The sequence below is a fragment of the Mesobacillus maritimus genome (assembly GCF_044803185.1).
Taxonomy (GTDB): domain Bacteria; phylum Bacillota; class Bacilli; order Bacillales; family Cytobacillaceae; genus Mesobacillus_B; species Mesobacillus_B maritimus_B.
This window is the reverse complement of sequence record NZ_CP085225.1, coordinates 3,500,782-3,526,566: the sequence shown is the minus strand read 5'-3', so window position 1 is coordinate 3,526,566 and position 25,785 is coordinate 3,500,782. Positions and strand designations below refer to the sequence as shown.

The 25,785-nt window shown below is 41.8% G+C and carries 16 protein-coding genes, 3 rRNA genes and 4 pseudogenes; 18 read left to right on the top strand and 5 right to left on the bottom strand.

All coding sequences use genetic code 11. The features are described from left to right. The first annotated feature begins 64 nt into the window (after positions 1-64). The 5 genes and pseudogenes from LG336_RS16985 to LG336_RS16965 all read left to right on the top strand — a co-directional run bounded on the left by LG336_RS16985 (position 65) and on the right by LG336_RS16965 (position 4,873). Entirely contained in the window at positions 65-835 is a 771-nt protein-coding gene (locus LG336_RS16985) for an HpcH/HpaI aldolase/citrate lyase family protein (protein WP_404328665.1), read from the top strand. A gap of 229 nt (positions 836-1,064) precedes the next feature. After that, a pseudogene (locus LG336_RS16980) lies at positions 1,065-1,209 on the top strand (alpha/beta hydrolase); the annotation flags it as partial. Between the two features lie 89 nt (positions 1,210-1,298). Next, positions 1,299-2,030, top strand: a pseudogene (locus LG336_RS16975) (alpha/beta hydrolase); the annotation flags it as partial. Between the two features lie 509 nt (positions 2,031-2,539). Next, positions 2,540-2,992, top strand: a complete 453-nt coding sequence (locus LG336_RS16970) for a CBS domain-containing protein (RefSeq protein WP_404328664.1) — start codon at positions 2,540-2,542, stop codon at positions 2,990-2,992. Between the two features lie 231 nt (positions 2,993-3,223). After that, positions 3,224-4,873, top strand: a complete 1,650-nt coding sequence (locus LG336_RS16965; RefSeq protein WP_404328663.1) for an SMI1/KNR4 family protein — start codon at positions 3,224-3,226, stop codon at positions 4,871-4,873. Positions 4,874-5,021: 148 nt separating this feature from the next. Here LG336_RS16965 and LG336_RS16960 read toward each other — a convergent pair whose 3' ends face one another. Next, positions 5,022-6,521, bottom strand: a complete 1,500-nt coding sequence (locus LG336_RS16960) for a carboxylesterase/lipase family protein (protein WP_404328662.1) — start codon at positions 6,519-6,521, stop codon at positions 5,022-5,024. Positions 6,522-6,797: 276 nt separating this feature from the next. Here LG336_RS16960 and LG336_RS16955 point away from each other — a divergent pair, with 276 nt between their 5' ends. The 8 genes and pseudogenes from LG336_RS16955 to LG336_RS16920 all read left to right on the top strand — a co-directional run. Then, positions 6,798-6,944 carry a hypothetical protein gene (locus tag LG336_RS16955; RefSeq protein WP_404328661.1) on the top strand — a complete coding sequence of 49 codons (147 nt, stop codon included), beginning with the start codon at positions 6,798-6,800 and terminating at the stop codon, positions 6,942-6,944. Between the two features lie 418 nt (positions 6,945-7,362). Beyond that, positions 7,363-8,523: a DUF4317 domain-containing protein gene (locus tag LG336_RS16950; protein ID WP_404328660.1), complete on the top strand. Its 1,161-nt coding sequence runs from the start codon at positions 7,363-7,365 to the stop codon at positions 8,521-8,523. Positions 8,524-8,769: 246 nt separating this feature from the next. Further along, entirely contained in the window at positions 8,770-8,862 is a 93-nt protein-coding gene (locus LG336_RS16945; protein WP_404328659.1) for a YjcZ family sporulation protein, read from the top strand. 92 nt (positions 8,863-8,954) lie between these two features. Continuing rightward, positions 8,955-9,035, top strand: a pseudogene (locus tag LG336_RS16940) (YjcZ family sporulation protein); the annotation flags it as partial. Between the two features lie 275 nt (positions 9,036-9,310). Next, positions 9,311-9,556: a DUF1450 domain-containing protein gene (locus LG336_RS16935; RefSeq protein ID WP_404328658.1), complete on the top strand. Its 246-nt coding sequence runs from the start codon at positions 9,311-9,313 to the stop codon at positions 9,554-9,556. A 209-nt stretch (positions 9,557-9,765) separates the two neighbouring features. Continuing rightward, positions 9,766-10,368: a nitroreductase gene (locus tag LG336_RS16930; protein ID WP_404328656.1), complete on the top strand. Its 603-nt coding sequence runs from the start codon at positions 9,766-9,768 to the stop codon at positions 10,366-10,368. Positions 10,369-10,542: 174 nt separating this feature from the next. Next, positions 10,543-11,424, top strand: a complete 882-nt coding sequence (locus LG336_RS16925) for a GNAT family N-acetyltransferase (RefSeq protein WP_404328655.1) — start codon at positions 10,543-10,545, stop codon at positions 11,422-11,424. A gap of 98 nt (positions 11,425-11,522) precedes the next feature. Continuing rightward, positions 11,523-11,612: pseudogene (locus LG336_RS16920) on the top strand (SDR family oxidoreductase); the annotation flags it as partial. A gap of 149 nt (positions 11,613-11,761) precedes the next feature. On the opposite strand, the gene LG336_RS16915 reads toward LG336_RS16920, so the two are convergent. The 3 genes from LG336_RS16915 to LG336_RS16905 are packed head-to-tail and all read right to left on the bottom strand — an operon-like array spanning position 11,762 to position 14,338. Continuing rightward, entirely contained in the window at positions 11,762-12,547 is a 786-nt protein-coding gene (locus LG336_RS16915) for an ABC transporter permease (protein WP_404328654.1), read from the bottom strand. Between the two features lie 4 nt (positions 12,548-12,551). Beyond that, complete coding sequence (locus LG336_RS16910; RefSeq protein ID WP_404328653.1) at positions 12,552-13,343, bottom strand: ABC transporter permease; 792 nt, start codon at positions 13,341-13,343, stop codon at positions 12,552-12,554. Continuing rightward, positions 13,340-14,338, bottom strand: a complete 999-nt coding sequence (locus LG336_RS16905) for an ATP-binding cassette domain-containing protein (RefSeq protein WP_404328652.1) — start codon at positions 14,336-14,338, stop codon at positions 13,340-13,342. The genes LG336_RS16910 and LG336_RS16905 overlap by 4 nt, the downstream gene beginning before the upstream one ends. A gap of 533 nt (positions 14,339-14,871) precedes the next feature. Here LG336_RS16905 and LG336_RS16900 point away from each other — a divergent pair. The 3 genes from LG336_RS16900 (at position 14,872) to rrf (ending at position 19,925) form a co-directional block, all read left to right on the top strand. Beyond that, a 16S ribosomal RNA gene (locus tag LG336_RS16900) occupies positions 14,872-16,470 on the top strand. Positions 16,471-16,722: 252 nt separating this feature from the next. Beyond that, a 23S ribosomal RNA gene (locus LG336_RS16895) occupies positions 16,723-19,681 on the top strand. 128 nt (positions 19,682-19,809) lie between these two features. After that, positions 19,810-19,925, top strand: a 5S ribosomal RNA gene (rrf, locus tag LG336_RS16890). Together the 16S, 23S and 5S rRNA genes form the textbook arrangement of a ribosomal RNA operon. A 151-nt stretch (positions 19,926-20,076) precedes the next feature. Here rrf and LG336_RS16885 read toward each other — a convergent pair. Further along, positions 20,077-22,716 (bottom strand): PBP1A family penicillin-binding protein, encoded by a 2,640-nt coding sequence (locus tag LG336_RS16885; RefSeq protein ID WP_404328651.1) that lies wholly within the window; start codon positions 22,714-22,716, stop codon positions 20,077-20,079. Positions 22,717-23,017: 301 nt separating this feature from the next. Between LG336_RS16885 and LG336_RS16880 the strand changes: the two genes are divergently transcribed. Together LG336_RS16880 and helD are read left to right on the top strand one after the other, a co-directional pair. Further along, positions 23,018-23,272, top strand: a complete 255-nt coding sequence (locus tag LG336_RS16880; protein ID WP_404328650.1) for a hypothetical protein — start codon at positions 23,018-23,020, stop codon at positions 23,270-23,272. A 163-nt stretch (positions 23,273-23,435) separates the two neighbouring features. Next, positions 23,436-25,778 (top strand): RNA polymerase recycling motor HelD, encoded by a 2,343-nt coding sequence (gene helD, locus LG336_RS16875; protein ID WP_404328649.1) that lies wholly within the window; start codon positions 23,436-23,438, stop codon positions 25,776-25,778. Positions 25,779-25,785 lie beyond the last annotated feature (7 nt).

Genomic DNA, 25,785 nt, shown 5'->3' with positions numbered 1-25,785 from the left:
GAAGGAAATTAGGGATGGATGTCGAAGTTATAGCACAAAAAATATAGGCAGGGGATTGTTTCGTATGAACAATACATTAAAGAAAAAATTAGTGAAGAATGAAAATGTATTTGGAACGTTTATTATGACGAATGGATTAGATACTGCCGAAATACTAGCCCATGCGGGCGCCGATTGCATCATGATTGATGGGGAACATGGTTCGATGGATCTTGAAACAGCGGGCCGAATGGTTTCTATTATTAAAGGCACATCAACTGTGCCTCTCCTAAGAGTTGCCGGGAATGAACCGTCGCTTATAAAACGAGGATTAGATACTGGTGCTGCAGGGATTATGGTTCCAATGATTAATACAAAAGAAGAAGCAGAAAAGGCTGTAAAGTTGTGTAAATACCCTCCGGTGGGTGTCCGTGGAATGGGTGCTGGTCGAGCTATTTTGTTTGGTGCTGGAGCGGAAGAGTATGAAAACTATTTTAAAAATGCTAATGATAAGGTACTAATCATCGTTCAGATTGAGCATGAACAGGCAGTTGAAAACATTGAAGAAATCCTGTCTGTCCCAGGAATCGATATTGCTTTTGTAGGACCACTAGATTTAAGCACGTCGATGGGACTTTCTGGACAGCTCACCCATCCTGAAGTTGAAAAGCAATGCTTGAAGGTGGTTGAAGCTTGTCAAAAACACAATGTGATTCCAGGAATTATGAGCTGGTCTGGGGGAATGGAGCAACACCTCGATATGGGCTTTAAATTCCTTCTGGGAGGGATTGACGCTGCCATCCTTTACCAAGGTGTTAGACAACTTGTAAAAGAATTTAAAAGGAGCGTAAAATAATCATCATGAATAGAGTTGCAAGAACTCTGTAAAGTGGCAGAAAATATACGGAAATAGTTCTAAAGTAGGGTTATACCGAGTAACTCTAGCAACATTTATTTGCGACTCTTCTCATTGTCCTGTAGAATTTATAGTAGAGACTAGCAGTTTGGTAGATTAGGCAACAGTCCAAACAAGTCTATTTTTAAATAGAAAATCGAAGCTAGATTCTAACAACAGGAGAGAGAACATGAAAAAAATAGGAATAATACTTGGCTCCATTGTGGTCCTACTTGTGGCTGCTTATATGCTGGTCGGAAATTATTTTTATAATTATGCGTTAAATGCCGACCGGGAAAAAGAATTCTTAGAAGGAAACCCGCATTTAGAGGAAAGTGAGGCGGTTTCTGCCGCGGTAGCAGAGGAAGCTGAAATCGCGGATGAGTTGTTTAAAAAAGAGCATGAGCCTTTGCAACTAAACGTTGTCTCAACGGATAAGCATCAACTTAAACTGAATGCTTATTATTATGATAATGATCCTTCAGAACATAAATGGGCGATTGTGGTTCATGGATATATGAGTCAGGCTGAACATATGACTAGATACGTCCGGAACTTTCACGAAAAAGGCTATCATGTCCTTGCACCAGACCTTCGCGGCCATGGTGCGAGTGAAGGAAATTATATTGGGATGGGCTGGGACGATCGCAAAGATATGCTTTTATGGATTGAGGAAATTCTTGAAACGGACCCAGAAGCAGAAATTGTCTTATTCGGAATTTCTATGGGCGGGGCAACGGTCATGATGACGTCTGGAGAAGAAGACTTACCAGATAACGTGAAAGTGATTGTAGAAGATTGTGGATATGCCTCAGTTAGTGATGTCTTCGTCTATCAGTTAGATGATTTGTTTGGATTACCTGAATTCCCAGTGATCAATGCGGCCAATACGCTAACGAATATCCGCGCCGGATATGACTTGTATGAAGCAAGTGCTGTTGAACAGGTTGCTAAAAGTGAAACACCGACCTTGTTTATCCATGGAGACGCAGACACCTTCGTCCCATTTGAAATGCTAGATGAAGTATACAACGCAGCGAATGTAGAAAAAGAAAAACTCATCATCCCTGAAGCTGGCCACGGCGATGCGGAAAAAGTTGACCCAGTCACGTATTGGAATACAGTATGGGATTTTGTAGAGAATTATATTAATTAATGAAAAAAGTACTAATGCTCATCGGGTCATTAGTACTTTTTTTGTTTAAAGTTCATAAATATTTAAAATATATAGGATTGTAATCAGGTGAAAATGAGATTTAAAATGATAGTATCACTCTTTTAATAGTAGGAAAGGGAAGGGAAATAGATAGTATCGTTTTCAAAGGACCATTTTTTAAAGGCTCTGTTAAACGTAGCTGTTGATTTCCACTCCAGGCACTTCGCTTTCCGCGGGCGTGCCGGGGAGCCTCCTCGGCGCAGAGCGCCTGTGGGGTCTCCCCTGCCCCGAACTCCCGCAGGAGTCTTCGTGCCTTCCGCTCCAATCAACGTGTGTTAAATCAACAATATACTTTAACAAAGCCTTTTTAAAAGAAATGAAAGCGGTGTCAACTTGGAAATCTCACTGTTAATCTAACCTATCACTTCAGACCAGATGTCATAGGAACTAGTAGATACTCGAAATGAAAGTTATATGAGGGGGATCTCAACATACAGGTACGCGATTTCATGATTTACGATGTATATACGGCTTTACCTACTACAAGTGTAAAAGAGGTATTAGGTACCTTTGAGAAAAATAAAATTGGTGGGGTACCAGTCGTAGATGGGAAAGGAATTTTAGTAGGCATGGTGACCGATGGAGATATTGTTCGTTTTCTGTCCTTACAAGAGAAGGTCTATTTTACTTTTAGCATGGCTTACGTCGGCGAAACAGAACCCATCGAGAAGGTATTAAAACAAAGGATGAATACACCGATTAGTGAAATTATGGTGAAGAAAAATCTCAAAACATTATCTACTGATGATACGATGGAGAGTGCACTAAGTTTACTATCAAAGCATCATTTTAAAAAGCTTCCTGTTGTAAACGGAGTTGGCCGAGTGGTTGGGATCATCAGTCGTGGGGATGTGATCAATCGCTTAGCAAAAATGACATCAGATTCACTCACGATTTCTTAACCAATAAATAGCGAAAATAGACTATATTTATATAAAACGAGCACATTAGACTACACTAATAAGAGGATATTATGTTCAATATATGTGAGCATATATCCTCTTTTCTTGTGCATATTTGATTTGTGTTTTTTTAATTGTACTTTTGAACCGTCTCCATCACAAAAAATAGAGGATTTTATCATATTTTGTAAAATTATTTAGTTATGGGGAAAGATAGGGAGTGAGGGGCATTTGTTCAAGAGTGATTTCTGGTTTGATAAGAAAGATAGATTTAGAGGTAGGTATAGATTTACGGATGAAGTATTAGTGGCTACCGAGGAGCAACTGGGAGTGAAGCTTCCGAAGTTTTATACTGATCTGCTGTTTAGCAAAAATGGCGGTACAATTCGGTATAATGCGTTTCCTTTAAGTGAAAAGGAGTATTTTCCTGTTTTCTTTATACGAGGTTCTGATTATAATCCTCGCTTCCCAACACATGGGTTAGGGATTATAAATAATGAATACAATGCATCTCGATACAACATTGATAACAAAATTATTATTTTTGCTGGAGACGAGTTTAAAGCGATTGGCTTCGATTACCGACATAAACATGAAAATCCGCCTATCGTGTTGATTGAAAGAAATACCGATGAAACAATCCAAATTGCTGATTGTTTCAAGGACTTTTACGATAAGCTAGTTGTCTATGATTTTTCACAGCAGCTGGATGAAAATGAGATGGTTGATGTGGAGGATACGCAATATATTCGAAAATTTGCGCTTGCTTTCTACCATTTGGATGACCAAAGCAAAACTCTTCGGGAGAACTGCGTGGCAGACATTGTGAAATGGGAGTATGCCAATCATGATCGGCACAAGCTGCCGCCTTTATTTTTTGAAAGGAATGGTTGGCAAAGGGGAAGAGCCCTCAAGGATTCAGAACACAAAGATATCTGCCTCCACTATGGATATAATCAGGAGGGGCAACTAATTTATGTAAAAAAAGAGCTTCCGAATGGGCTTAAGTGGGATACTTACATGTCCTATCAGGGTGAAAATATCTTCGCCTATACATTCGATATGGTCAATGAGCTACTCGATTCTGTAGAAATAATGATCCAAAAAGATGGTAGGCCGTATAAGTATCGGGAGTATATTACTAGAAATGGGATCTCAGATAATTGGGGATTCTTTGAAAACTACTTTTATGAGGGCGAACAGCTAGTAGAGGTGACGAAATTAAGAGAGTCGTTTCCATCTTCGCGTGAGAATTTTCTCGAAAAGTTTTCAATAGCCTACGGACCTAAGGGCGATGTTCAAGGTATTAATAGGGATCCAGGCAACCGATTAATCTATATTAAAAAGTTGAATAAGAAAAAGTATGAGGATTTGAAAGAATATGTTATTAGTGGGCTGGTTGAACGTACTGCAGCAGCGATTTTTGAAGCCGCTAAGGGTGGGCACGAGCTTTGTTTTGCCAACTTTTACATGCATGACAACCCGGTAGATGCCATCGACAGCACTGTAAGAATTGGAAAGTCGGAAGAAAGACTAGAACTGCTCGGAGCCAGTGGAAATGTTTTGGAGATGATTTGGAATAGTTCTGAGTACGGCCAGTTGCAGTTTGTTCCTGTGTACGAGAAGGAGACAGAATTCGGGTCTGAGGTCATTACTTTGATGAGAAATGTGGAAAGTAAGCGAAACTGGTTTGAAGAAGCAAAGAACATCATGACAGAAGTCTGTAGGAAGCTAAACAAAATGGATTGGGGGGAGAAAGAAGGATTCACTTGTGATTTCGTCGTCTATACTGACTGGGAGTCGTTTGGGATTGAGGATCTAGCTAGAAGTATTCCAGAAGAGAAAATGGGCTTGCTTAAGGCTGGGGGACTTGTTCCGTGATATTTAGCAGTTTGTGGTTAAATTGAAGAAAGGACATAACAAATTAGAAAACCTAATAATGTTATGTCCTTAAATTTATTTATTTTAGTCTTGATAACTTAAACTAGTACACATCTTCAGCTTTCTTTGATAGAGAAAGGATATTCGTTTAGGATTTCATCACCATGCTTATTTGTTCCCATTTAACACGATCTTCTTGGTTTGGATCATTTACTACTTTACTTTCTACATTAAATATCATGGTTGGTCGTTGTTGCGTATCAAACGCTGGCCATTCAGGAAGGGCATCTGTATTTGGATTCCCATTCCGTGCAAAATGAATCCAGGCTTGATGCATTTGATTGGCGACAATTTGTCGCTCAGGAGAAGAACCGGTAAAGTTTCTAGTCCCCTCCGTTTCAAGTGTGTTCCATACAAATGGAATCTCTAATGCATGGGTGGCTTTTAGAGCGCCATTAAAGACAGGTGTTTCCCAATCAAAACGGTACATCCAAACAGGAGCACCTTGATTTGTTTGCAGTTCTGCAAGCTTTTGTGCCGGATGGCTGAACACCGTAATCGTTACAAGCTTATTAAATAGTTCCTGGGTGAGCATCCCGTTTTCTGCGAAATGGGTTGAAATCACAGGTAATAGAGGTCCAAATGTTTTTTCGAACAATGCTTTAACCTTTGCCTCATCCCCATTTGTGCTTTTCCATTCTGGGTCAAACACCGTGAAGATATTAAATTCATCTTTGTTTGTACCGATTAAAATTGTGACATCCTTTGCAGAACCTTCGGCTATGGCTTGTTCCGGAGGTTTCGGTAGGCTTATGCCATCAACTACTGGTCCCAAGCTCATGGAAGGAAGAAGGTCCGCAGCCTGAAGGAGATTCTCCGCTGGCATCTCTTCTAATTTTGAAATATTCGCTGCATCTATTTGTAGAGCTGCTAAAATATGGCCAGCAACTTTTGTGGCAGTTTCAGCAGGGTGTGCATTGGCGGCAGCACCACTTTGGAGGATGGCCTTCTGGTATAGACCCTGTGCCGAAGGGAATCCAAGCAATACCCCAATGCTCATTGCGCCTGCTGATTCACCAAAGATTGTGACATTGTTCGGATCGCCACCAAATCTTGAGATGTTTTCTTGTACCCATTGCAAAGCGGCTACCTGATCGAGAATCCCACAGTTTCCGGAAGTTGCATATTCCTCCCCAGCGATTTCTCCGAGGTGAAGAAAACCAAATACGCCAAGTCGGTAATTAATCGTCACGACAACGACATCCCCTTGCTCCGCAAACGATGCCCCATCATACCAGTGGCTAGACCCTGATCCGGTCAGAAAGGCACCACCGTGAATCCAGACCATAACTGGTCGCTTTTTATCATCAGCCGCTGGTGACCATACATTTAAATAGAGACAATCCTCACTTACATTGGAAACGTCGTTTCCGAAAAACTCCATGATTTCTCTTTGGGTTTGTTGGGCAACAGGCGAAAAGGAGGCCGCATCACGAATCCCTTCCCAGGAGTCCGGTAACTCAGGAGCGCGAAATCGAAGAGGTCCTACTGGAGGCTTTGCGAAAGGAATCCCTTTCCACGCACACACCCCATCCACCTGTTCTCCACGCAGCTTTCCATAACTACTTTCAACAATAAGATTAGACATTCACATTCTCCTCTCTATTTCCAAACTTTCTGCCTAGCTACTAAGAGGCTATTTATTCTTATTCGAGAAGATGGAAAGGCTTTCCTTTAAATTACACAAAATTATAAAAATAATTCAAAACCAAGAGCGTACCGCCTAAAAAATAAAAGGGGAAATTTCTCACTTTTCAAGCTAATTTTGCTATTCCGCCTATTTTGTAAGCGCTTCCAAAATAATTGATTCAAAAGTATAATAATAGTATAAGTTATCCACTAACCAATAAATGGAGGAATCAAGATGCTTACTGAGCTGTTTCTTGAATTCAAAAACTGGTGGTTTGGAGATTCTGTAAGTGAGGAATTAGCAGAGTTCGAACTGATTGAATCCAAGCATACAAGGGTTCACTTTGATGAAGATATTGATGAAAAAATTAGTGTGCATTAAACATTGGGGTTCACAAGAAGACTTTCTTTTTGAAGTCTTCTTTTTTTGTGGGCTCTTTTCTCAAACTTTGTTGCTTTTCGATACAAAATCGCTTTTTAATTATGAGAAAAGTGCTTGCAAACTTAATATAACGTATGAAATAGCTTACCATGCGTTAAAATCGGCTTTAGGTAGTAAAAATCGGTTTTATGATTTTTACAATTTTAACAACACTCTTTACGAAAACAACCTTTTTGCCTGTTTTGAGGCAGTAAATAAACCTTGAATTTTTGAAAATTAGTTTGATATAGTTAACAAGTTGGTTGATATTTCCTCAACTATGGGGGATTTTAATTGTTTTTATAATAGGGGATAGGAGGCTGTAGTACTCTTATCTGGTAGTTTGAACCGTATAATCAGGAATGGGAGCTAAAGCCGAATGAATAAAAACGACATTGCTAGTATTCGTAAGGAATTTAAATTAAACAATCCAAAGATGAATATTCGTGAAATCTTTAATGTGTATGTTCAAAAAGAAACGGGTGAGATATATCATCATATGAGTCAACCTTTTCAACTTTTAGACCAAGAAGCTCAGGAGTTGTTTTTAGCCAACTTTAAAAAGGTTTTGACTGGGAATCTTGATTCCAAATTGTTTGAACTTAAATTTATGCGGGATGTAGAAGACAGTACCCAAACCATCCTCTATGAGGGTTTACACTCAGAAATAACAGAGGACTGGAAGGAGTACATGCTTGAAATCGTTGCGAAAATGTTTGCTCATTCTGTCTATGAGTTTGATACAGTGGTCACCTTCATTCGTGGAGAATATCGAAAACATACGAAGAAGCGTGACTTAGAATCGGAAGAAGGCGGGGATGATGAGGTTTATTCGAACGAGTTTATTCTCTGCAGTTTGAATAAAACGGATCAACCGAAAAAGGCTTTGCTGTTTGATTATATCGAGAAAGCGTTCAAACCGAATAATGTGTTTGACCCTATTATTAATTTAGCCGCACCGATGTCAGGCTTTTTGTTCCCAGCTTTTAATGATAACGCTGGAGATGTAAACCACATTCTTTATTGCGCAGGGAAAAATAATCAACCGAATGAACAATTTATCGAACAAGTGCTTAATTGTGAGGAAGTCATTACCGCCGAAGAAGATAAAGACATTTTTGAATTAGTGTTAAGGAATGTCATAGGTGACGAAGTAGACTCTCGAACCATTTCCAATGTTTATGAAGAAATTGATAAAATCGTACTGGAAAATGAAGAAAGTGAAGAGAGTGAAGCTCCGAAATTAGACTATCGCGACATTGAACGAATCCTCGATGTAAGTGGTGTCGAAAATGTAGACAGTGCGAAAGTCGAACATGCCTTAAAAGAGATTATTGCGGACGAAAAACATGAATTCAAGGCCAGCAGCTTAGTGCCGAAGAAAATAAAAATCAACACGAAAATAGCCGATGTAACCATCAATCCTAAAGAATTGAGAAATTTAAAATACATTAACTTCCAAGGGAAACGTTGCCTTTTGCTCGAAGTAGAGGAAGATGTTGTTCTAGAAGGTTTTAAACTGGAAACAGAAACGCTCTAACATGCTTTCATGCGTCAAATCAGTAAAAAATCACCATTGGTGGGCATCCGCCTAAACATTAGCCCTGTCACTTTCATAAGATTCATTAACTGTAATTATTTTACATGAACGAACTCCTCCAAGTACCAAGCTGTCCCTCTGATGGCTTTCAGCAAGAGCCCATTTTTGTCAGGAAATGGGCATTTGCCATTTCGAAAAAAACAAACTCACATATAGTAATAACAAATGAATAAGGAGGTGTAGTTCATGAGTGGTGGATACGCAGGAGGAGGCTTTGCCTTGATTGTAGTATTATTCATCCTCCTTATTATTGTAGGAGCTTCTTACATTGGCTACTAATTTTTAATGAGGAAATAAATTACTTTAGGAGGGGTTCGTCTATGTTTGGATACGGATATGGTCATGGATGTGGTTTCGGAGGATACGGCTACGGCGGGGGCTACGGCGGAGGCTTTGCGCTAATTGTCGTATTATTTATCCTTCTAATCATCATTGGTGCATCTTGGTACTAAAATAATGATGTAGAAGAGAAAAATCCCGAATCCGGTTTGGATTCGGGATTTTTATTTGGAAGGAAATCCAAAGGTCCCTGTGCTCTTACAATGGAAAAACATAAAATTTGATTTTGTGAGCGTCCTGTGGTGTAATGAGTTCACCTGTTTTTATACTAATTCTTATAAAAACTAAAGATAATTAATAAAAAAAAGCTACTTAATGCTTTTATCATAATGGAATACGTGATTTGAGAGGAATATAGAACGGAAATGAATTAGAAAGGATAAGAGAGATGGGGATTATAGTGGTTGAGATATGCGATGGTAGCTTGATTACTCAAATCGATTTAGAATCGATCCTTGAAGCTCAATTCCCAGAAGTTGCAGTAATTGAAAACAGCTGCTTATCTTTCTGTGGGATGTGTGCCAAGAGACCATATGCGATGGTAAACGGGAAACGGATCTTTGCTAAAACAGTAGAGGAATGTTTGGAATTGATTAGAAAACAAATTGAAACGGAATTAGCTGTTTTTTCTTAGGCTTAAGTGGGAAACGGAGCCCTGAAAATAAGCAAAAATAGGATTGTATAGATGGATATTATTTGTGGTAAAGGGGATTGCGGAGGCAGTCCCCTTTGTTTATTGCTCATATTTTAAAAGAATGAATCATATGATGTAGTTCATTTAGGAATGGATGGATATCAAGATACTTTATTAAATAAGAGCAAACTGTTTTGGAGGGATTGTGGATGGATGTATTCGAAGCAATCAAAACAAGAAGGAGTAATGGTCTTATTAGCAATGACCCGGTTCCAAAAGAACTGATTGAAAATATCTTAGAGGCAGGCACTTGGGCGCCCAGTCATTTTAGGACCGAGCCGTGGAAGTTCTTTGTTTTACAGGGAGACAGCAGAATGCAGTTGGGAGAAGTACTGGCCGATATTGCTGAAAAAACCATGGATGATCCCACTAGCGAAACAAATAGAAAAAAGCGCGAAAAAACACTTGAAAAGCCTTTTCGTGCGCCCGTAATCATAACTGTGGCAGTGGAACCAAATGTGAACTCCGAAAAAGTAATCCTTCTAGAGGAATATGGAGCGGTATATGCAGCCATTCAAAATATGTTGCTCGCGGCACATGCGTTAGGATTGGGAGGCTATTGGCGAACAGGCAAACCCACCTATGATCCCTTAATGAAAGAACTGTTTGGGCTATCGGAAAAAGGAGAAGTACTTGGATTTCTTTATTTTGGGTATCCGAAAAAAGAAATGCCTGCTGGAAAAAGGAAGTCCATAAATGAAGTAACTACTTGGCTATCTGAAAAAAGTGATTTTGATAACTTATTAGAATAAAAATAGTTTACGAGATGCAAAAAAGAATGAATGAATAAAAGTAGATAAATAGTTCCATCCTGGGATAGGAACTTCTATTGGAAACTTGACTCAATCCTTAGGAGGCCAAATGGGTATTGGTCTTTTTCTTATGATAAAATAGAGGTAAAGATTGGAAATTAAAGAGGGCGAAAAATGACACAGTTTATTTTTAATAAGGATTACAAAAACGATGAGAAGGTTAGGGAAAGCTTTAATGAACTTGCCACTTTGGTTTTTGGTATTCATTTTAAAGAATGGTATCAAAAAGGATATTGGAATAATCGGTATATTCCCTTTTCTTACACGATAGAGAATAAGGTAATTGCAAATGTCTCAGTAAATCTATTGAACTTTGTGATAAAAGGAAAGAAAAAAAGAGCCATACAAATAGGGACTGTGATGACACACCCTGATTATAGAAATCAGGGACTTTCAGCAAGTTTGATGAACAAAGTATTAGAAGAATACAAGCATCAATATGATTTTATGTACTTGTATGCGAATAATACTGTTTTGGATTTCTATCCAAAGTTCGGGTTTAAGCCTGTTGATGAATACCAGTTTTCAATGGACTATCGTTCTAGTCAAATAGATTTCACAGGAATACGAAAACTAGATAGCCGCAATATCGATGACCTTAATTTTATCTATCAATATGCATCCGAAAGAATTCCTGTTTCTAAATTATTTGCGACAGAAAATTCTCAAGGATTACTCATGTTTCATTGTATCTATATTTTTGGGAATCATCTTTATTACCTAGAAAATGAAGACGCGATTGTCATATTTAAGCAGGAAGGCAAACAAGTAGACATTTTCGATATAGTGAGTAAGAAAGAAGTGAACATTGAGTCTATTCTTTCGAAGATTACAAATAGCGGTCGTAATAAAATCGTCTTTCACTATACTCCAGATTATGAAGGGATACGTACACAAAGGGGAATTTTTCAGGGGGACGATGTGTTATTTGTAAGAACAAGTGGTAGTAATCAATTCCCTTTACACGTTAAGCATCCGATTACTTCCCAAGCGTAGGGTTCAATATTGTGAAGGGATCTACATAAACAAACGTGCTTTCAACAAGGGAATGATTATACTACAATGAATCTTGGTCCATCAATGAACCATTACATAAACCTGAAGAAATTGCAAATATCGCACTTTTTCTAGCTTCCGAAGAATCAAGTTTTGTCAATGGTACGGTTATCACTGGAGATGGCGGACTGCTTATTAGGAATCTATGTCGTACTTCTTTATTTCAAATTTTGCATAAAAAGAAAGCCCCAAAGGAAGAAGGTTCACTTTCATTGGGGCTTTCAGATGTTTTGGGAGCATAATCAGGTGTGAACCAGGGATGCTCTATTGAGCAGCCTTAGTTCCCAGCCCCACGGTATTTTTTAACCCCCGTATTCCAAAGGAAGACGGAAATACTGAAGAATAATATTCCCATAATAGGTGTTAAGAACGCATACCCATACCATTCTTCTTTATTTAAAAAATAAGCAGCTGGGTAGACGCCAACAAAGGCAAACGGCAAGATCCAAGTTAACACAAAGCGAATGACTTTGTGATAGATATTAATCGGGTAACGGCCGTAGTTCCCGATATTATACATCATCGGCATAATATCTGTCCGACTATCTGACCAAAATCCAATCGTTGCAATGCTAATAAAAATCCCGGCATAAATCAAAGCCCCACCAATAATCATCAGAATAAAAATCAACACATCGTACCAAGCATAGGTTAATCCTAGACTCGTACCAGCATACCCCATAATCACTAAGCCAGTAATGACGCCGAATAAGGATTCTAACTCCATTCGTTCCATAATAATCTGGAACAGGCTATGAACGGGGCGAGTCAAGACACGATCCATTTCTCCTTTAACAATGTAGCGCTCATTAAAATCCCAGATGTTAAAGAATGCTGAAAATAACGCATAGGGAACGAGGAAAAATCCATAAATAAAAATAATCTCTTCGCGGTTCCACCCACTTAAAAATGAGGTGTGACCAAACACTACTAAGATGAAAACCAAATTCACGGCTTGGGACAATAAATCAGAAAAGATTTCAACCACCGTATCCACGCGATACGTTAATCTTGTTTTTAAATATTGAGAGGCGTATTGAAAAAACATGGAAACATAAAACACTCATTTAGCCTCCTTGGACAATTAATTGTTTTTTTGCTAGAGACCATAACAGCTGAATTGGTATTAGTAAAACCAATGCCCACGCTGCTTGCAGCAGCACGGCGTGATAGATCTCTTGACCAACAAAGCCTTCAGTAAAAATCATACTAGGAATATAGCTAATGGCTTGAAACGGTAAATACGTCATGACAGATTGCGCCCATACTGGAAAAAATGAGATTGGAAGCAACAAACCAGAAAACAAATCAATCACAACACGTTTCGCACGAATCAACCCAGTGTTATTAAATAAGAAGAAAGACATAATACCAGTAAGTAAGTTGATTTGCGTATTCACGATAAAACTAAATACTAGCGAAACAAGGAAAAATAGCCACGTCATAACACTAGCCGAAAAGCTAATTGGGAAAACCAAGGCAACGATTATCATACCTGGTACCGAGAAAAACAGTAAGCGAAAGATTCCTTCGCCAAGTGCCTGCATTGTTTTCATTCCTAGGTAGTTATAAGGGCGAATCATTTCAATGGCAACTTTTCCGTCCTTGATCTCAGCGGCGATTTCCCGATCAATATTATTAAAATAAAACGCTCTTGCCATCCAGGCTACCGCCACATAAGTGGTCATCTGTAGGACAGATAATCCTTGAATCTCGGAGTTCTCTCCATAAATCGCCGACCATAAAAAATAGTAGGCACAGATGTTGATGCTGTAAATTAAAATCCCACTATAGTAGTTCGTCCGATAAGCGAGCATCATTAAAAACCGAACCCGAATCATCTCTAAATACATGCTCATGCGAGGGCCATACCTTCTTCGTAAATCTTCCGGACAATCTCTTCAGTTGATACTTCATTAATGCGCACATTTTTGATCGGGTTCTTTTTTACAACATCGCTAATTAATTGGGAGACGAGGCGTTCGTCACCATTCACAAAAGCAAGCCATCTAGTCGCATCTTTTTGCTCCCATTGTACATTGGCTAGATAAGGAAGATGGTTTCTCTGAATTTCAGCTAAAAATTCAAATTCCACTTGTTTTCCTTCAACCGCGCGGCCTTGAAGCTGATTCAGCTTACCATCATAAATAATTTTTCCTTCATCTAATAAAACAACTCGTTCACAAAGCGCCTCAATATCGGTTAAATCATGTGTTGTTAACAGAATAGTAGTTTTATATTGCTCATTAATTTCCTTTAAAAACTTACGAATCTTTAACTTTACTAATACGTCCAATCCAATCGTCGGTTCGTCTAAAAAGAGAAGAGGGGGATTGTGGATCAAAGCGGCTGCCAATTCACAACGCATCCGTTGTCCAAGTGATAGCTTCCGAACGGGCTTATCCAATAAAGGACCAATTTCCAACGTTTCAATCACATGGCCCATATGCTGGTTATAATCCTCATCCGAAACGCGGTAAACTTTTTTCAATAGACGGAAGGACTCTTGCACAGCAATATCCCACCATAACTGTGAGCGTTGACCAAATACAACGCCTATCGTTCGCACAAACTCTTCACGTTGTTTATGAGGGTTCATCCCATTTACCACAATGGAACCAGAAGTAGGGGTTAGAATACCTGTTAACATTTTAATGGTTGTTGATTTACCAGCACCATTCTCCCCAATATACCCAACCATTTCACCTTGCTTTATTGTTAAAGAAATATCATCAACCGCAGGAAGCACTTTATAATTTCTCGTAAACAAATCGCGAAAAGCCCCAGACAGACCAGCACGACTAGAATACGACTTAAACTCTTTACGCAAATTCTGAACCTCAATAACGTTCATGTTAAACCTCCTAAAGACTTACTATATATATAAGATAGAGTATGATTTCACAAAAGTTAATTCTACCTTGAGCCTATGAAACTAGCAAGTACATCGGAGTTTTTTGGTGGGACGAAGGGACAGGTTCATTGTCCCAAGCTACCTCCAAATATTCGTAGGACTGTAAAGTATTTCTATTGATTCAAAAGTATAAAGGATGATATTCTATTTTAGCTGCTTCGGACTGCACCTAAATATAACTCTCCCAAAATACTTTTTCTAATAAAGTGTTGACGAGTTGGTTATTATGTTATATATTAAGTGTCCGCTGCTGATGACAGCAACGTCTCATTAAATTGATTATATTAAAATAATATTTTACTTGATTTCATGAGTTATACGTGATATATTAATAAATGTCGCTTCTGAGCGACGCTGATATGATTGTTCTTTGAAAACTAAACAAACAAGCGTCAACAAACAATATTTATCATGTTTCTTCTATTATATAGAAAAGCATGAGCCAACGTTTTATTTTATGAGCTAATCACTCTTTATTGGAGAGTTTGATCCTGGCTCAGGACGAACGCTGGCGGCGTGCCTAATACATGCAAGTCGAGCGGATTTTTGGGAGCTTGCTCCCAAAGATTAGCGGCGGACGGGTGAGTAACACGTGGGCAACCTGCCTGTAAGACTGGGATAACTCCGGGAAACCGGGGCTAATACCGGATAATTCATTCTCTTTCATGAGGGAATGCTGAAAGACGGTTTCGGCTGTCACTTACAGATGGGCCCGCGGCGCATTAGCTAGTTGGTGAGGTAACGGCTCACCAAGGCCACGATGCGTAGCCGACCTGAGAGGGTGATCGGCCACACTGGGACTGAGACACGGCCCAGACTCCTACGGGAGGCAGCAGTAGGGAATCTTCCGCAATGGACGAAAGTCTGACGGAGCAACGCCGCGTGAGCGATGAAGGCCTTCGGGTCGTAAAGCTCTGTTGTTAGGGAAGAACAAGTACCGGAGTAACTGCCGGTACCTTGACGGTACCTAACCAGAAAGCCACGGCTAACTACGTGCCAGCAGCCGCGGTAATACGTAGGTGGCAAGCGTTGTCCGGAATTATTGGGCGTAAAGCGCGCGCAGGCGGTCCTTTAAGTCTGATGTGAAAGCCCACGGCTCAACCGTGGAGGGTCATTGGAAACTGGGGGACTTGAGTGCAGAAGAGGAGAGTGGAATTCCACGTGTAGCGGTGAAATGCGTAGAGATGTGGAGGAACACCAGTGGCGAAGGCGACTCTCTGGTCTGTAACTGACGCTGAGGCGCGAAAGCGTGGGGAGCGAACAGGATTAGATACCCTGGTAGTCCACGCCGTAAACGATGAGTGCTAAGTGTTAGAGGGTTTCCGCCCTTTAGTGCTGCAGCAAACGCATTAAGCACTCCGCCTGGGGAGTACGGCCGCAAGGCTGAAACTCAAAGGAATTGACGGGGGCCCGCACAAGCGGTGGAGCATGTGGTTTAATTCGAAGCAACGCGAAGAACCTTACCAGGTCTTGACATCCTCTGACAACTCTGGAGACAGAGCGTTCCCCTTCGGGGGACAGAGTGACAGGTGGTGCATGGTTGTCGTCAGCTCGTGTCGTGAGATGTTGGGTTAAGTCCCGCAACGAGCGCAACCCTTGTCCTTAGTTGCCAGCATTCAGTTGGGCACTCTAAGGAGACTGCCGGTGACAAACCGGAGGAAGGTGGGGATGACGTCAAATCATCATGCCCCTTATGACCTGGGCTACACACGTGCTACAATGGATAGAACAAAGGGCAGCGAAGCCGCGAGGTCAAGCAAATCCCATAAATCTATTCTCAGTTCGGATTGCAGGCTGCAACTCGCCTGCATGAAGCCGGAATCGCTAGTAATCGCGGATCAGCATGCCGCGGTGAATACGTTCCCGGGCCTTGTACACACCGCCCGTCACACCACGAGAGTTTGTAACACCCGAAGTCGGTGGGGTAACCGGGGGCAAAACTTAGCATCTTATTATATTTATAGGAAGCTAAGTTTTGCCCCTGGAGCCAGCCGCCTAAGGTGGGACAGATGATTGGGGTGAAGTCGTAACAAGGTAGCCGTATCGGAAGGTGCGGCTGGATCACCTCCTTTCTAAGGATAATGCCGTAAGGGCATTCGGAATGCGAATCTTACGATTCGTAATGTTTGACTGCTTGTTTGTTTAGTTTTGAGAGTGCAATTCTCTCAAAGCGGATTTATTTGTTCCTTGAAAACTAGATAATCGTAAGTAAGAAGGCAAAAGTAAAACACACATTTGTATCGCTTTTTTAATTTTTCTCTCTTTTAATCAAAAGAGAAACCAAAGACATGATTGTCTTATAGAGACGAATAAATTCGTCCATAGGTTAAGTTAGAAAGGGCGCACGGTGGATGCCTTGGCACTAGGAGCCGATGAAGGACGGGACTAACACCGATATGCTTCGGGGAGCTGTAAGTAAGCTTTGATCCGGAGATTTCCGAATGGGGAAACCCACTGTTCGTAATGGAACAGTATCTTTACCTGAATCCATAGGGTATTGAAGGCAGACCCGGGGAACTGAAACATCTAAGTACCCGGAGGAAGAGAAAGCAAATGCGATTCCCTGAGTAGCGGCGAGCGAAACGGGATTAGCCCAAACCAGAAGGCTTGTCCTTCTGGGGTTGTAGGACACTCAACATGGAGTTACAAAGGAACGGGGTAAATGAAGTGGTCTGGAAAGGCCCGTCAGAGAAGGTAAAAACCCTGTAGTTGAAACTTCGTTCCCTCCTGAGTGGATCCTGAGTACGGCGGGACACGTGAAATCCCGTCGGAAGCTGGGAGGACCATCTCCCAAGGCTAAATACTCCCTAGTGACCGATAGTGAACCAGTACCGTGAGGGAAAGGTGAAAAGCACCCCGGAAGGGGAGTGAAAGAGATCCTGAAACCGTGTGCCTACAAGTAGTTAGAGCCCTGTGCATATTTCCTTCGGAAAATGCCGGGTGATAGCGTGCCTTTTGTAGAATGAACCGGCGAGTTACGATTACATGCAAGGTTAAGTCGAGAAGACGGAGCCGCAGCGAAAGCGAGTCTGAATAGGGCGAATAAGTATGTGGTTGTAGACCCGAAACCAGGTGATCTACCCATGTCCAGGGTGAAGGTAGGGTAACACCTACTGGAGGCCCGAACCCACGCACGTTGAAAAGTGCGGGGATGAGGTGTGGGTAGCGGAGAAATTCCAATCGAACCTGGAGATAGCTGGTTCTCTCCGAAATAGCTTTAGGGCTAGCCTCACGAAGTGAGAGTCTTGGAGGTAGAGCACTGTTTGGACTAGGGGCCCTCATCGGGTTACCGAATTCAGACAAACTCCGAATGCCAATGACTTATCCGTGGGAGTCAGACTGCGAGTGATAAGATCCGTAGTCAAGAGGGAAACAGCCCAGACCACCAGCTAAGGTCCCAAAGTATACGTTAAGTGGAAAAGGATGTGGAGTTGCTTAGACAACCAGGATGTTGGCTTAGAAGCAGCCACCATTTAAAGAGTGCGTAATAGCTCACTGGTCGAGTGACTCTGCGCCGAAAATGTACCGGGGCTAAACGTATCACCGAAGCTGTGGGTGGACATCTTACGATGTCCGCGGTAGGAGAGCGTTCTAAGGGCGTTGAAGCTAGACCGTAAGGACTGGTGGAGCGCTTAGAAGTGAGAATGCCGGTATGAGTAGCGAAAGATGGGTGAGAATCCCATCCACCGTATGCCTAAGGTTTCCTGAGGAAGGCTCGTCCTCTCAGGGTTAGTCGGGACCTAAGCCGAGGCCGAAAGGCGTAGGCGATGGACAACAGGTTGATATTCCTGTACCACCTCTTTATCGTTTGAGCAATGGGGGGACGCAGGAGGATAGGGTAAGCGCACTGCTGGATATGTGCGTCTAAGCAGTTAGGCTGGTAACGAGGCAAATCCCGTTACCACATAAGGCTGAGCTGTGATAGCGAGGGAAATATAGTACCGAAGTTCCTGATTCCACACTGCCAAGAAAAGCCTCTAGCGAGATAAAAGGTGCCCGTACCGCAAACCGACACAGGTAGGCGAGGAGAGAATCCTAAGGTGAGCGAGAGAACTCTCGTTAAGGAACTCGGCAAAATGACCCCGTAACTTCGGGAGAAGGGGTGCTTTTTAGGGTGTTAAAGCCTTGAAAAGCCGCAGTGAATAGGCCCAGGCGACTGTTTAGCAAAAACACAGGTCTCTGCGAAGCCGCAAGGCGAAGTATAGGGGCTGACGCCTGCCCGGTGCTGGAAGGTTAAGAGGAGAGGTTAGCTCACGCGAAGCTTTGAATCGAAGCCCCAGTAAACGGCGGCCGTAACTATAACGGTCCTAAGGTAGCGAAATTCCTTGTCGGGTAAGTTCCGACCCGCACGAAAGGCGTAACGATCTGGGCACTGTCTCAACGAGAGACTCGGTGAAATTATAGTACCTGTGAAGATGCAGGTTACCCGCGACAGGACGGAAAGACCCCGTGGAGCTTTACTGCAGCCTGATATTGAATTTTGGTACAGCTTGTACAGGATAGGTAGGAGCCTTGGAAGCCGGAGCGCCAGCTTCGGTGGAGGCGTCGGTGGGATACTACCCTGGCTGTATTGAAATTCTAACCCGCACCCCTGATCGGGGTGGGAGACAGTGTCAGGTGGGCAGTTTGACTGGGGCGGTCGCCTCCTAAAATGTAACGGAGGCGCCCAAAGGTTCCCTCAGAATGGTTGGAAATCATTCGCAGAGTGTAAAGGCACAAGGGAGCTTGACTGCGAGACCTACAAGTCGAGCAGGGACGAAAGTCGGGCTTAGTGATCCGGTGGTTCCGCATGGAAGGGCCATCGCTCAACGGATAAAAGCTACCCCGGGGATAACAGGCTTATCTCCCCCAAGAGTCCACATCGACGGGGAGGTTTGGCACCTCGATGTCGGCTCATCGCATCCTGGGGCTGTAGTCGGTCCCAAGGGTTGGGCTGTTCGCCCATTAAAGCGGTACGCGAGCTGGGTTCAGAACGTCGTGAGACAGTTCGGTCCCTATCCGTCGTGGGCGCAGGAAATTTGAGAGGAGCTGTCCTTAGTACGAGAGGACCGGGATGGACGCACCGCTGGTGTACCAGTTGTCTTGCCAAAGGCATCGCTGGGTAGCTATGTGCGGACGGGATAAGTGCTGAAAGCATCTAAGCATGAAGCCCCCCTCAAGATGAGATTTCCCATAGCGTCAAGCTAGTAAGATCCCTGAAAGATGATCAGGTTGATAGGTCAGAGGTGGAAGCGCGGTGACGTGTGGAGCTGACTGATACTAATCGATCGAGGACTTAACCAAAATGAAAGTTATTTTCGCAATGCGAAAAAACTTTGATACAAATCTTTACTTTTACTTCTTACACATTATCTAGTTTTGAGGGAATAAAGATTTTTGCGCAAGCAAAATATCCTTCCTTTATTAAATAGTCTGGTGGCGATAGCGAGAAGGTCACACCCGTTCCCATGCCGAACACGGAAGTTAAGCTTCTCAGCGCCGATGGTAGTTGGGGGTTTCCCCCTGTGAGAGTAGGACGTTGCCAGGCAAAAAAGAACAGCTGAATCTTTCAGTTGTTCTTTTTTATTTTGCCAAAATAAAAGGGAATGGTCGCAATTCCTCTATCTTTTTAATTTATACATCATAAGTTATAAAAAAATGGTCACCAATTCAACTTGGTGACCATTTTTTATTATTTTTCATGGAGTGATTTTACTTATATTATCGTCTGCATTCTCTTCTCCAAACCCGTCCCAAATACCAGGTTCAGTAGGGGGAGGGGCATCAACGGTAACTGAGGTAGAGGCGGCTTCACTCGAGCCAAGTTCATTTGTTGCAGTAACATTTATGATGTAAGTTTGTCCTGGTTGAGGACCCACCAAAGTCGCTTGTAATTCGGACGTTGGCGCTAACCATTGTTGAAATCCGTTAACGGTAAATGAAACCATATATTGGACATTTTTGGCGTTGTTGCCAGGTTGCCAAGTAATCACAATGGTATTGGATGCTTGATCAAAGGTTGCTTGTAGATTGCTAGGAGTTCCTGGTGTTGCCTCTTTAATGGTGATTGACGTTGAAGCTGTATCACTTTTCATACCTCCAGCATTAGCTACGATGGTAAAGGTATAAGCTTTTCCTTTCTCAGGACTTGGAAGGACAGCTTTCGTCTCAGTCGTTGTCGTTAAGCTTTCAGTATTTCCGTCGACTGTATAAGAAACGTCAAAGCTTGTTTCTAATCCGCTATTCGAAGTATGGTTCCATGATAATTGAATCTGATCCAAAGCTTCATCATAGGTTACAGTAAAATCGGTTGGTTTAGCCGGTTTAGGAGGCTGTGGCTTTTCGCCGCCTTTTACATAATATTCAATTCCTAATTTCCCAACGCTGTCTGGTTGTTTGAATGTATCAGTATCTGTTGCAGCTTCCGAGAGGATGGTTTTGAATACGAGCAGTGGGATGTCATCACTTGTGCTATTCAAATAGTCATTCGACGAGGTGGTTTTATCATGCCCTGTCCAGACGGCTGCCGTATATTGCGGCGTATAGCCGACAAACCATGCATCTCTTACCGCATCTTTTGGTAACCCGTATTTATTAATCGTTTCTTCATTAAAGTTCGTGGTTCCCGTCTTTCCGGCTAAATCGAGACGAGGGATATTTGCCTTCGTTCCAGTACCTGAATCAACAACAGAACGTAACATATCGGTGATTAAAAAAGCGGTAGAATCCTCCATAGCTTTTTCCTTAGACGGGGCCAAATCTTCCTCCCGTCCATCGGAATAGACAATTTTTGTCACCGTATGGGGTTCAATATAATACCCACCATTCCCGAAAGCAGCATACGCACCGGCCATGACAAGTGGAGAAGCGGCATCAATACCGCCAATCGAGTTCGCTTCATTTCCTTTTTGTTCATCTGAAATAGGGAAGCCAAGACTTCTTGCAAACTGTGTAGCATCACTAGCGCCTACTTCTTGAAACGTTTTTAATGCTGGAATGTTCCGTGACCAGACGAGGTGATCGCGAATGGCCTTATTACCTGCGTATTTACGATCTGCGTTTCGAATTGGCGTTCCATCGCTATATTGATATTCTTCATCTTTAATCATGTGGCCAGTCGACCATTTGAATTTTTCAATTGCTGGCCCGTAATCAAGAATTGGTTTAATCGTAGACCCTGGCTGACGCTTCATCATTGTCGCATAGTTATATCCACCAGCTTGCTCATTTCGATTTCCCCCAACGGCCTTGATCTCTCCCGTTTGTGTATCGGTAACCACAACAGCTGTTTGCAGCTTCTCATTATCTGGGTAGTTGATATAGTCCTGTGTTTTTAAAACATCTTCGGTTAATTGTTGAATCTCAGGGTCAATGGTTGTATAAATTTCTAATCCATCTTCAAAAAGATTGGCGTCCGTCTTTTCTTGTACTTCTGTTAGAACAGTTGAGACAAAATCTTCATATTTATTTGCTTTAGGAGATTGAAGGTTTAGTGTATCTTCTATCGGTGTACTTTGTGCTTCTTTCATGTCTGATTCGGAAATGTATTCATGTCGATTCATATAGTGAAGAACCATATTTCTTCGTTTTTCTGCGCGCTCAAGGTTAGCTTCGTCAGTCGGCATGTATCGATTCGGACTCTGGGGGATCCCGGCCAATAGTGCCGCTTGTTCAAGTGTTAATTGGTCCAGTTCCTCAACATCCAACCCAAAGAAGCGTTCCGCCGCTTTGGCCACTCCATAGACATCGCCGCCATATAAATTTTTATTAAAATACATTTCGAGAATGTCCTCTTTGGAAAATTGTCGTTCTAATTGAAGCGCCAAGTACCATTCCTGAATTTTTCTCGTCGGTGTTTGTTCAATCGATAAGAAGGAGTTCTTGACAAGCTGTTGTGTAATAGTACTCCCACCACCACTTTCTAACGAGCGAGTCGTGATGACTTTAAAAATTGCGACTAAGGTCCGTTTCACATCGATTCCTCGATGCTCATAGAAACGAGCATCCTCTGTTGCTAAAACGGCATCCTTCAAAACTTCAGGAATTTGTTCAATTCCTATATCCTCACGTTTTTCAGTCCCTACTTCGGCGATGACCGTTTCCCCATCACTAGCATAAATACTAGAAGATAAAGGGGCTTTTAATAACGTTTCGTCAAACTTTGGGGCGTCTTTAATAATCCAGGCAATCGCCCCAGCTCCGACTAAAAGGAGCACAGTCCCTATAATCAAACTATAATAGAGGAACCTTTTCCAATAGGTCTTTTGCGGCTTGTCTTTTTGCTTCGATTCTTTTATTTTTTTTCTGCGCTCAGCGCGAGAAGAATGTTCTTCTGTCATGGCCTTTTGCTGCTACCCCAATGATCGACAATGGATTGTTCATTCATATGTCCAGATTGACCTCATTGATAGCAGTTCTTTCACCTCGATTATGTTTAAGTCTTGTGGCAACGATCTTTTTTTTCACTTTGTCTTAGTGTGATAGAATGTTTCCCTAATAATTCGTAAAATAGGATATTTTTTCTGTTTTGGATACAATTCTGGAGAAAAGGAAAAGTAATCCAGAGAACCCACGGATTTTGGTAAGATTCAGATATTATTTATGTCTATATGAGTGTTTTGAGAGGGGGGAGGATTACTTATGAGGATAGATAAACTTATTTTAACAGGAATAATGGTCGGAATTTGTTCTGGTATTTTAGATGGTCTTGGGCAGGAGTATGCACTCAATTCTTATTTAGCGAGTGCATTGATGACAACTATTTTAACCATTACAACTGGATACCTTTTACATAGGACAGAAAGAAATAATAACAATAAGAAGCTTTGCGTTAAAGTCATGCAAAAAAAGAGGAGTATTTACGTTAAAAAAACGGTAAATACTCCTCTTTTTTAATCAATAATCAGGTCTAATCCATTGAAAAAAATGCGATTCTGTGATAAATTTATATAGCTATACGTAGCTTTTTGGAAATTTAATATATTATCCCTATCTTAATTATACAATACAACCAATTCAACAGTCAACCTTTTTATAAAAATTGTTAGGAGTGTGTGGGATGAATTCAGAACTTCAGCTGGAGCAAATGCGAGTAGAGAGGGTAATGGAGTGTATTACGGAGGAAGTCAACAGATTGGAAGAAGAGAAGTCCAGGCGTAAAAACGAAGTGGTTCATATCCGCAAGCACTTTTGGGACGAAGTCAGGGTGAATACGGATACCTTTGATGATTTTCTTGAGACGATTATAGGCTTAAGGCAAGAGGCTCAAGAGTTGTCGGTAAGCCAAAGCACTCATAGACAGGCATCCAAGCGTTTAACCACTTTGCGTCGAATGCAGGAGGTTCCCTATTTTGGTCGGATCGACTTTGTAGAAGAAGGGAACTCGACTCAGGAATATATCTATATTGGGGTCTCTTCACTTCGTGATCCGAGTGGCGAAGATTTCCTGATTTACGACTGGAGAGCTCCAATCTCGAGTGTCTACTACGATTACCAGCCAGGTCCAGCTGAGTACGAAACACCTGGAGGCACTATACGAGGCAAATTGGAGAAAAAGTACCAATATCTGATTCGCGGTGGTGTTCTTCAATCGATGTTCGATACGAGTCTCACCATTGGCGATGAGATTTTACAGCAGGTTCTGGGCCGAGGGACCGACAAACAGATGCATAATATTGTTGCGACGATTCAACAAGAGCAAAACAAAATCATCCGTCATGACCGCGGAAGGCTGCTCATTGTTCACGGTGCAGCTGGCAGCGGCAAAACATCAGCCGCTATGCAACGAATTGCCTATTTGCTCTACAAATATCAAGATCGTTTGAATGCGGATCAAATTATTCTATTTTCGCCTAATAGTATGTTTAATAGCTATGTGTCAAATGTACTGCCAGAACTTGGGGAAGAGAATATGCAACAGGTTACCTTCCAAGAATATTTGGACCATCGTCTTAGTAAAGAGTTTCAGGTTGAAACTCCTTTTGAACAGTTGGAATATGTTTTAACGGCGATGAATGATTCTTGGTACAGTTCAAGGCTAATGGGGATTCGTTTAAAAGCGTCAACCCGTTTTTTTGAGGCGATCCAATCTTATCGACAATCACTAGAAGAATCGGGAATGCTCTTTAAGGACCTAACCTTCAGAGGAAAAACAATCGTTACTCGCCAAGAAATCGTAGAAAGGTTTTATAGTCATGACATTTCACTCCGCTTCCATAATCGCTTAGAAAAGTTGAAGGATTGGCTGATAAAAAAAATAAAAGAATTCCAAAAGGTCGAAAAGCAGAAAGAATGGGTTCAGGAAGAAATACAGTTGCTTAGTAACGACGATTACCATAAGGCTCACCGTTACCTAGCGGAAAAACGGGGCTTTAAAAGAGAAGAGATTGCTGATTATGAAATGGAGCCAGAAGCACTTGCTAGACTGATTGTTCACCAGAAATTGAAACCTTTGCGTAAAATGGTCCAAGCGCTTCATTTCGTTGATACTAAGGGTATGTACAAGCAGTTCTTTGCTGATCCCGAACAGATTAAAAAGTGCCTAGAAGGGGAGACACGAGCTTCGTTATCGGATATTTGTCAGACGACCATAGAAATGTTAGAAGAAAATCAACTGTTTTATGAAGATGCGACTCCTTTTCTATTTTTAAAAGAGATGATTCAAGGCTTTCAGATAGAAAGCTCGATTAAACACATTGTTGTTGATGAGGCGCAAGATTATTCTCCGTTTCAATTTGAATTTTTAAAAGAGTTGTTTCCAGTGGCAAGGATGACCGTCCTCGGCGATTTTAATCAGGCGATATTTGCCCATGCCAGCGAAAGAGCTAATTTCAACGCCCTTACCAGTTTGTACGGACATGATGAAACGGAAGTAATCAATATTGCACGGAGTTATCGATCTACGAAACCAATTATCGAATTCACACGAAGACTCGTTCCGAACGGGAAACAGATTATTCCTTTTGAACGCGATGGTGAGCGACCTGTGCTAAAACGAGTAACCAATCACACAGAGCTACACAACTGCATCGCCTCCAAAATCGAGGAATTGCGAGGTCATGGCCATAATAGCATTGCAATCATATGCAAATCAGCTGAGGAAAGCGAAAGGGCATATGAAGGCTTGGCCTTCTTAGATGGAATAAAACTATTAAAGAGCAACTCGCTTGAATATGAGCAAGGAGTGGTTGTCGTCCCGTCGTATTTGTCCAAGGGAATCGAATTCGATGCCGTCATCCTTTATGATGCATCGGAGCACGTGTACGGGGATGAAAGCCTGCGCAGAGTTTTTTACACATCTTGCACTAGAGCGATGCATGTTTTGCAGCTTTACAGTGTAGGAGAACCAAGTGCGTTTTTACGCGAGGTAATGCGTGAGGGGGTTATCGACACTTGTTTTTAAGTGAACC

Bases quoted from the DNA above. Each gene is read 5' to 3' on its own strand.
- LG336_RS16985 (WP_404328665.1), top strand. From the start codon at position 65: ATGAACAATACATTAAAGAAAAAATTAGTGAAGAATGAAAATGTATTT.
- LG336_RS16970 (WP_404328664.1), top strand. From the start codon at position 2,540: ATGATTTACGATGTATATACGGCTTTACCTACTACAAGTGTAAAAGAG.
- LG336_RS16960 (WP_404328662.1), bottom strand. From the start codon at position 6,521: ATGTCTAATCTTATTGTTGAAAGTAGTTATGGAAAGCTGCGTGGAGAA.
- LG336_RS16955 (WP_404328661.1), top strand. From the start codon at position 6,798: ATGCTTACTGAGCTGTTTCTTGAATTCAAAAACTGGTGGTTTGGAGAT.
- LG336_RS16950 (WP_404328660.1), top strand. From the start codon at position 7,363: ATGAATAAAAACGACATTGCTAGTATTCGTAAGGAATTTAAATTAAAC.
- LG336_RS16945 (WP_404328659.1), top strand. From the start codon at position 8,770: ATGAGTGGTGGATACGCAGGAGGAGGCTTTGCCTTGATTGTAGTATTA.
- LG336_RS16935 (WP_404328658.1), top strand. From the start codon at position 9,311: ATGGGGATTATAGTGGTTGAGATATGCGATGGTAGCTTGATTACTCAA.
- LG336_RS16930 (WP_404328656.1), top strand. From the start codon at position 9,766: ATGGATGTATTCGAAGCAATCAAAACAAGAAGGAGTAATGGTCTTATT.
- LG336_RS16925 (WP_404328655.1), top strand. From the start codon at position 10,543: ATGACACAGTTTATTTTTAATAAGGATTACAAAAACGATGAGAAGGTT.
- LG336_RS16910 (WP_404328653.1), bottom strand. From the start codon at position 13,343: ATGAGCATGTATTTAGAGATGATTCGGGTTCGGTTTTTAATGATGCTC.
- LG336_RS16905 (WP_404328652.1), bottom strand. From the start codon at position 14,338: ATGAACGTTATTGAGGTTCAGAATTTGCGTAAAGAGTTTAAGTCGTAT.
- LG336_RS16885 (WP_404328651.1), bottom strand. From the start codon at position 22,716: ATGACAGAAGAACATTCTTCTCGCGCTGAGCGCAGAAAAAAAATAAAA.
- LG336_RS16880 (WP_404328650.1), top strand. From the start codon at position 23,018: ATGAGGATAGATAAACTTATTTTAACAGGAATAATGGTCGGAATTTGT.
- helD (WP_404328649.1), top strand. From the start codon at position 23,436: ATGAATTCAGAACTTCAGCTGGAGCAAATGCGAGTAGAGAGGGTAATG.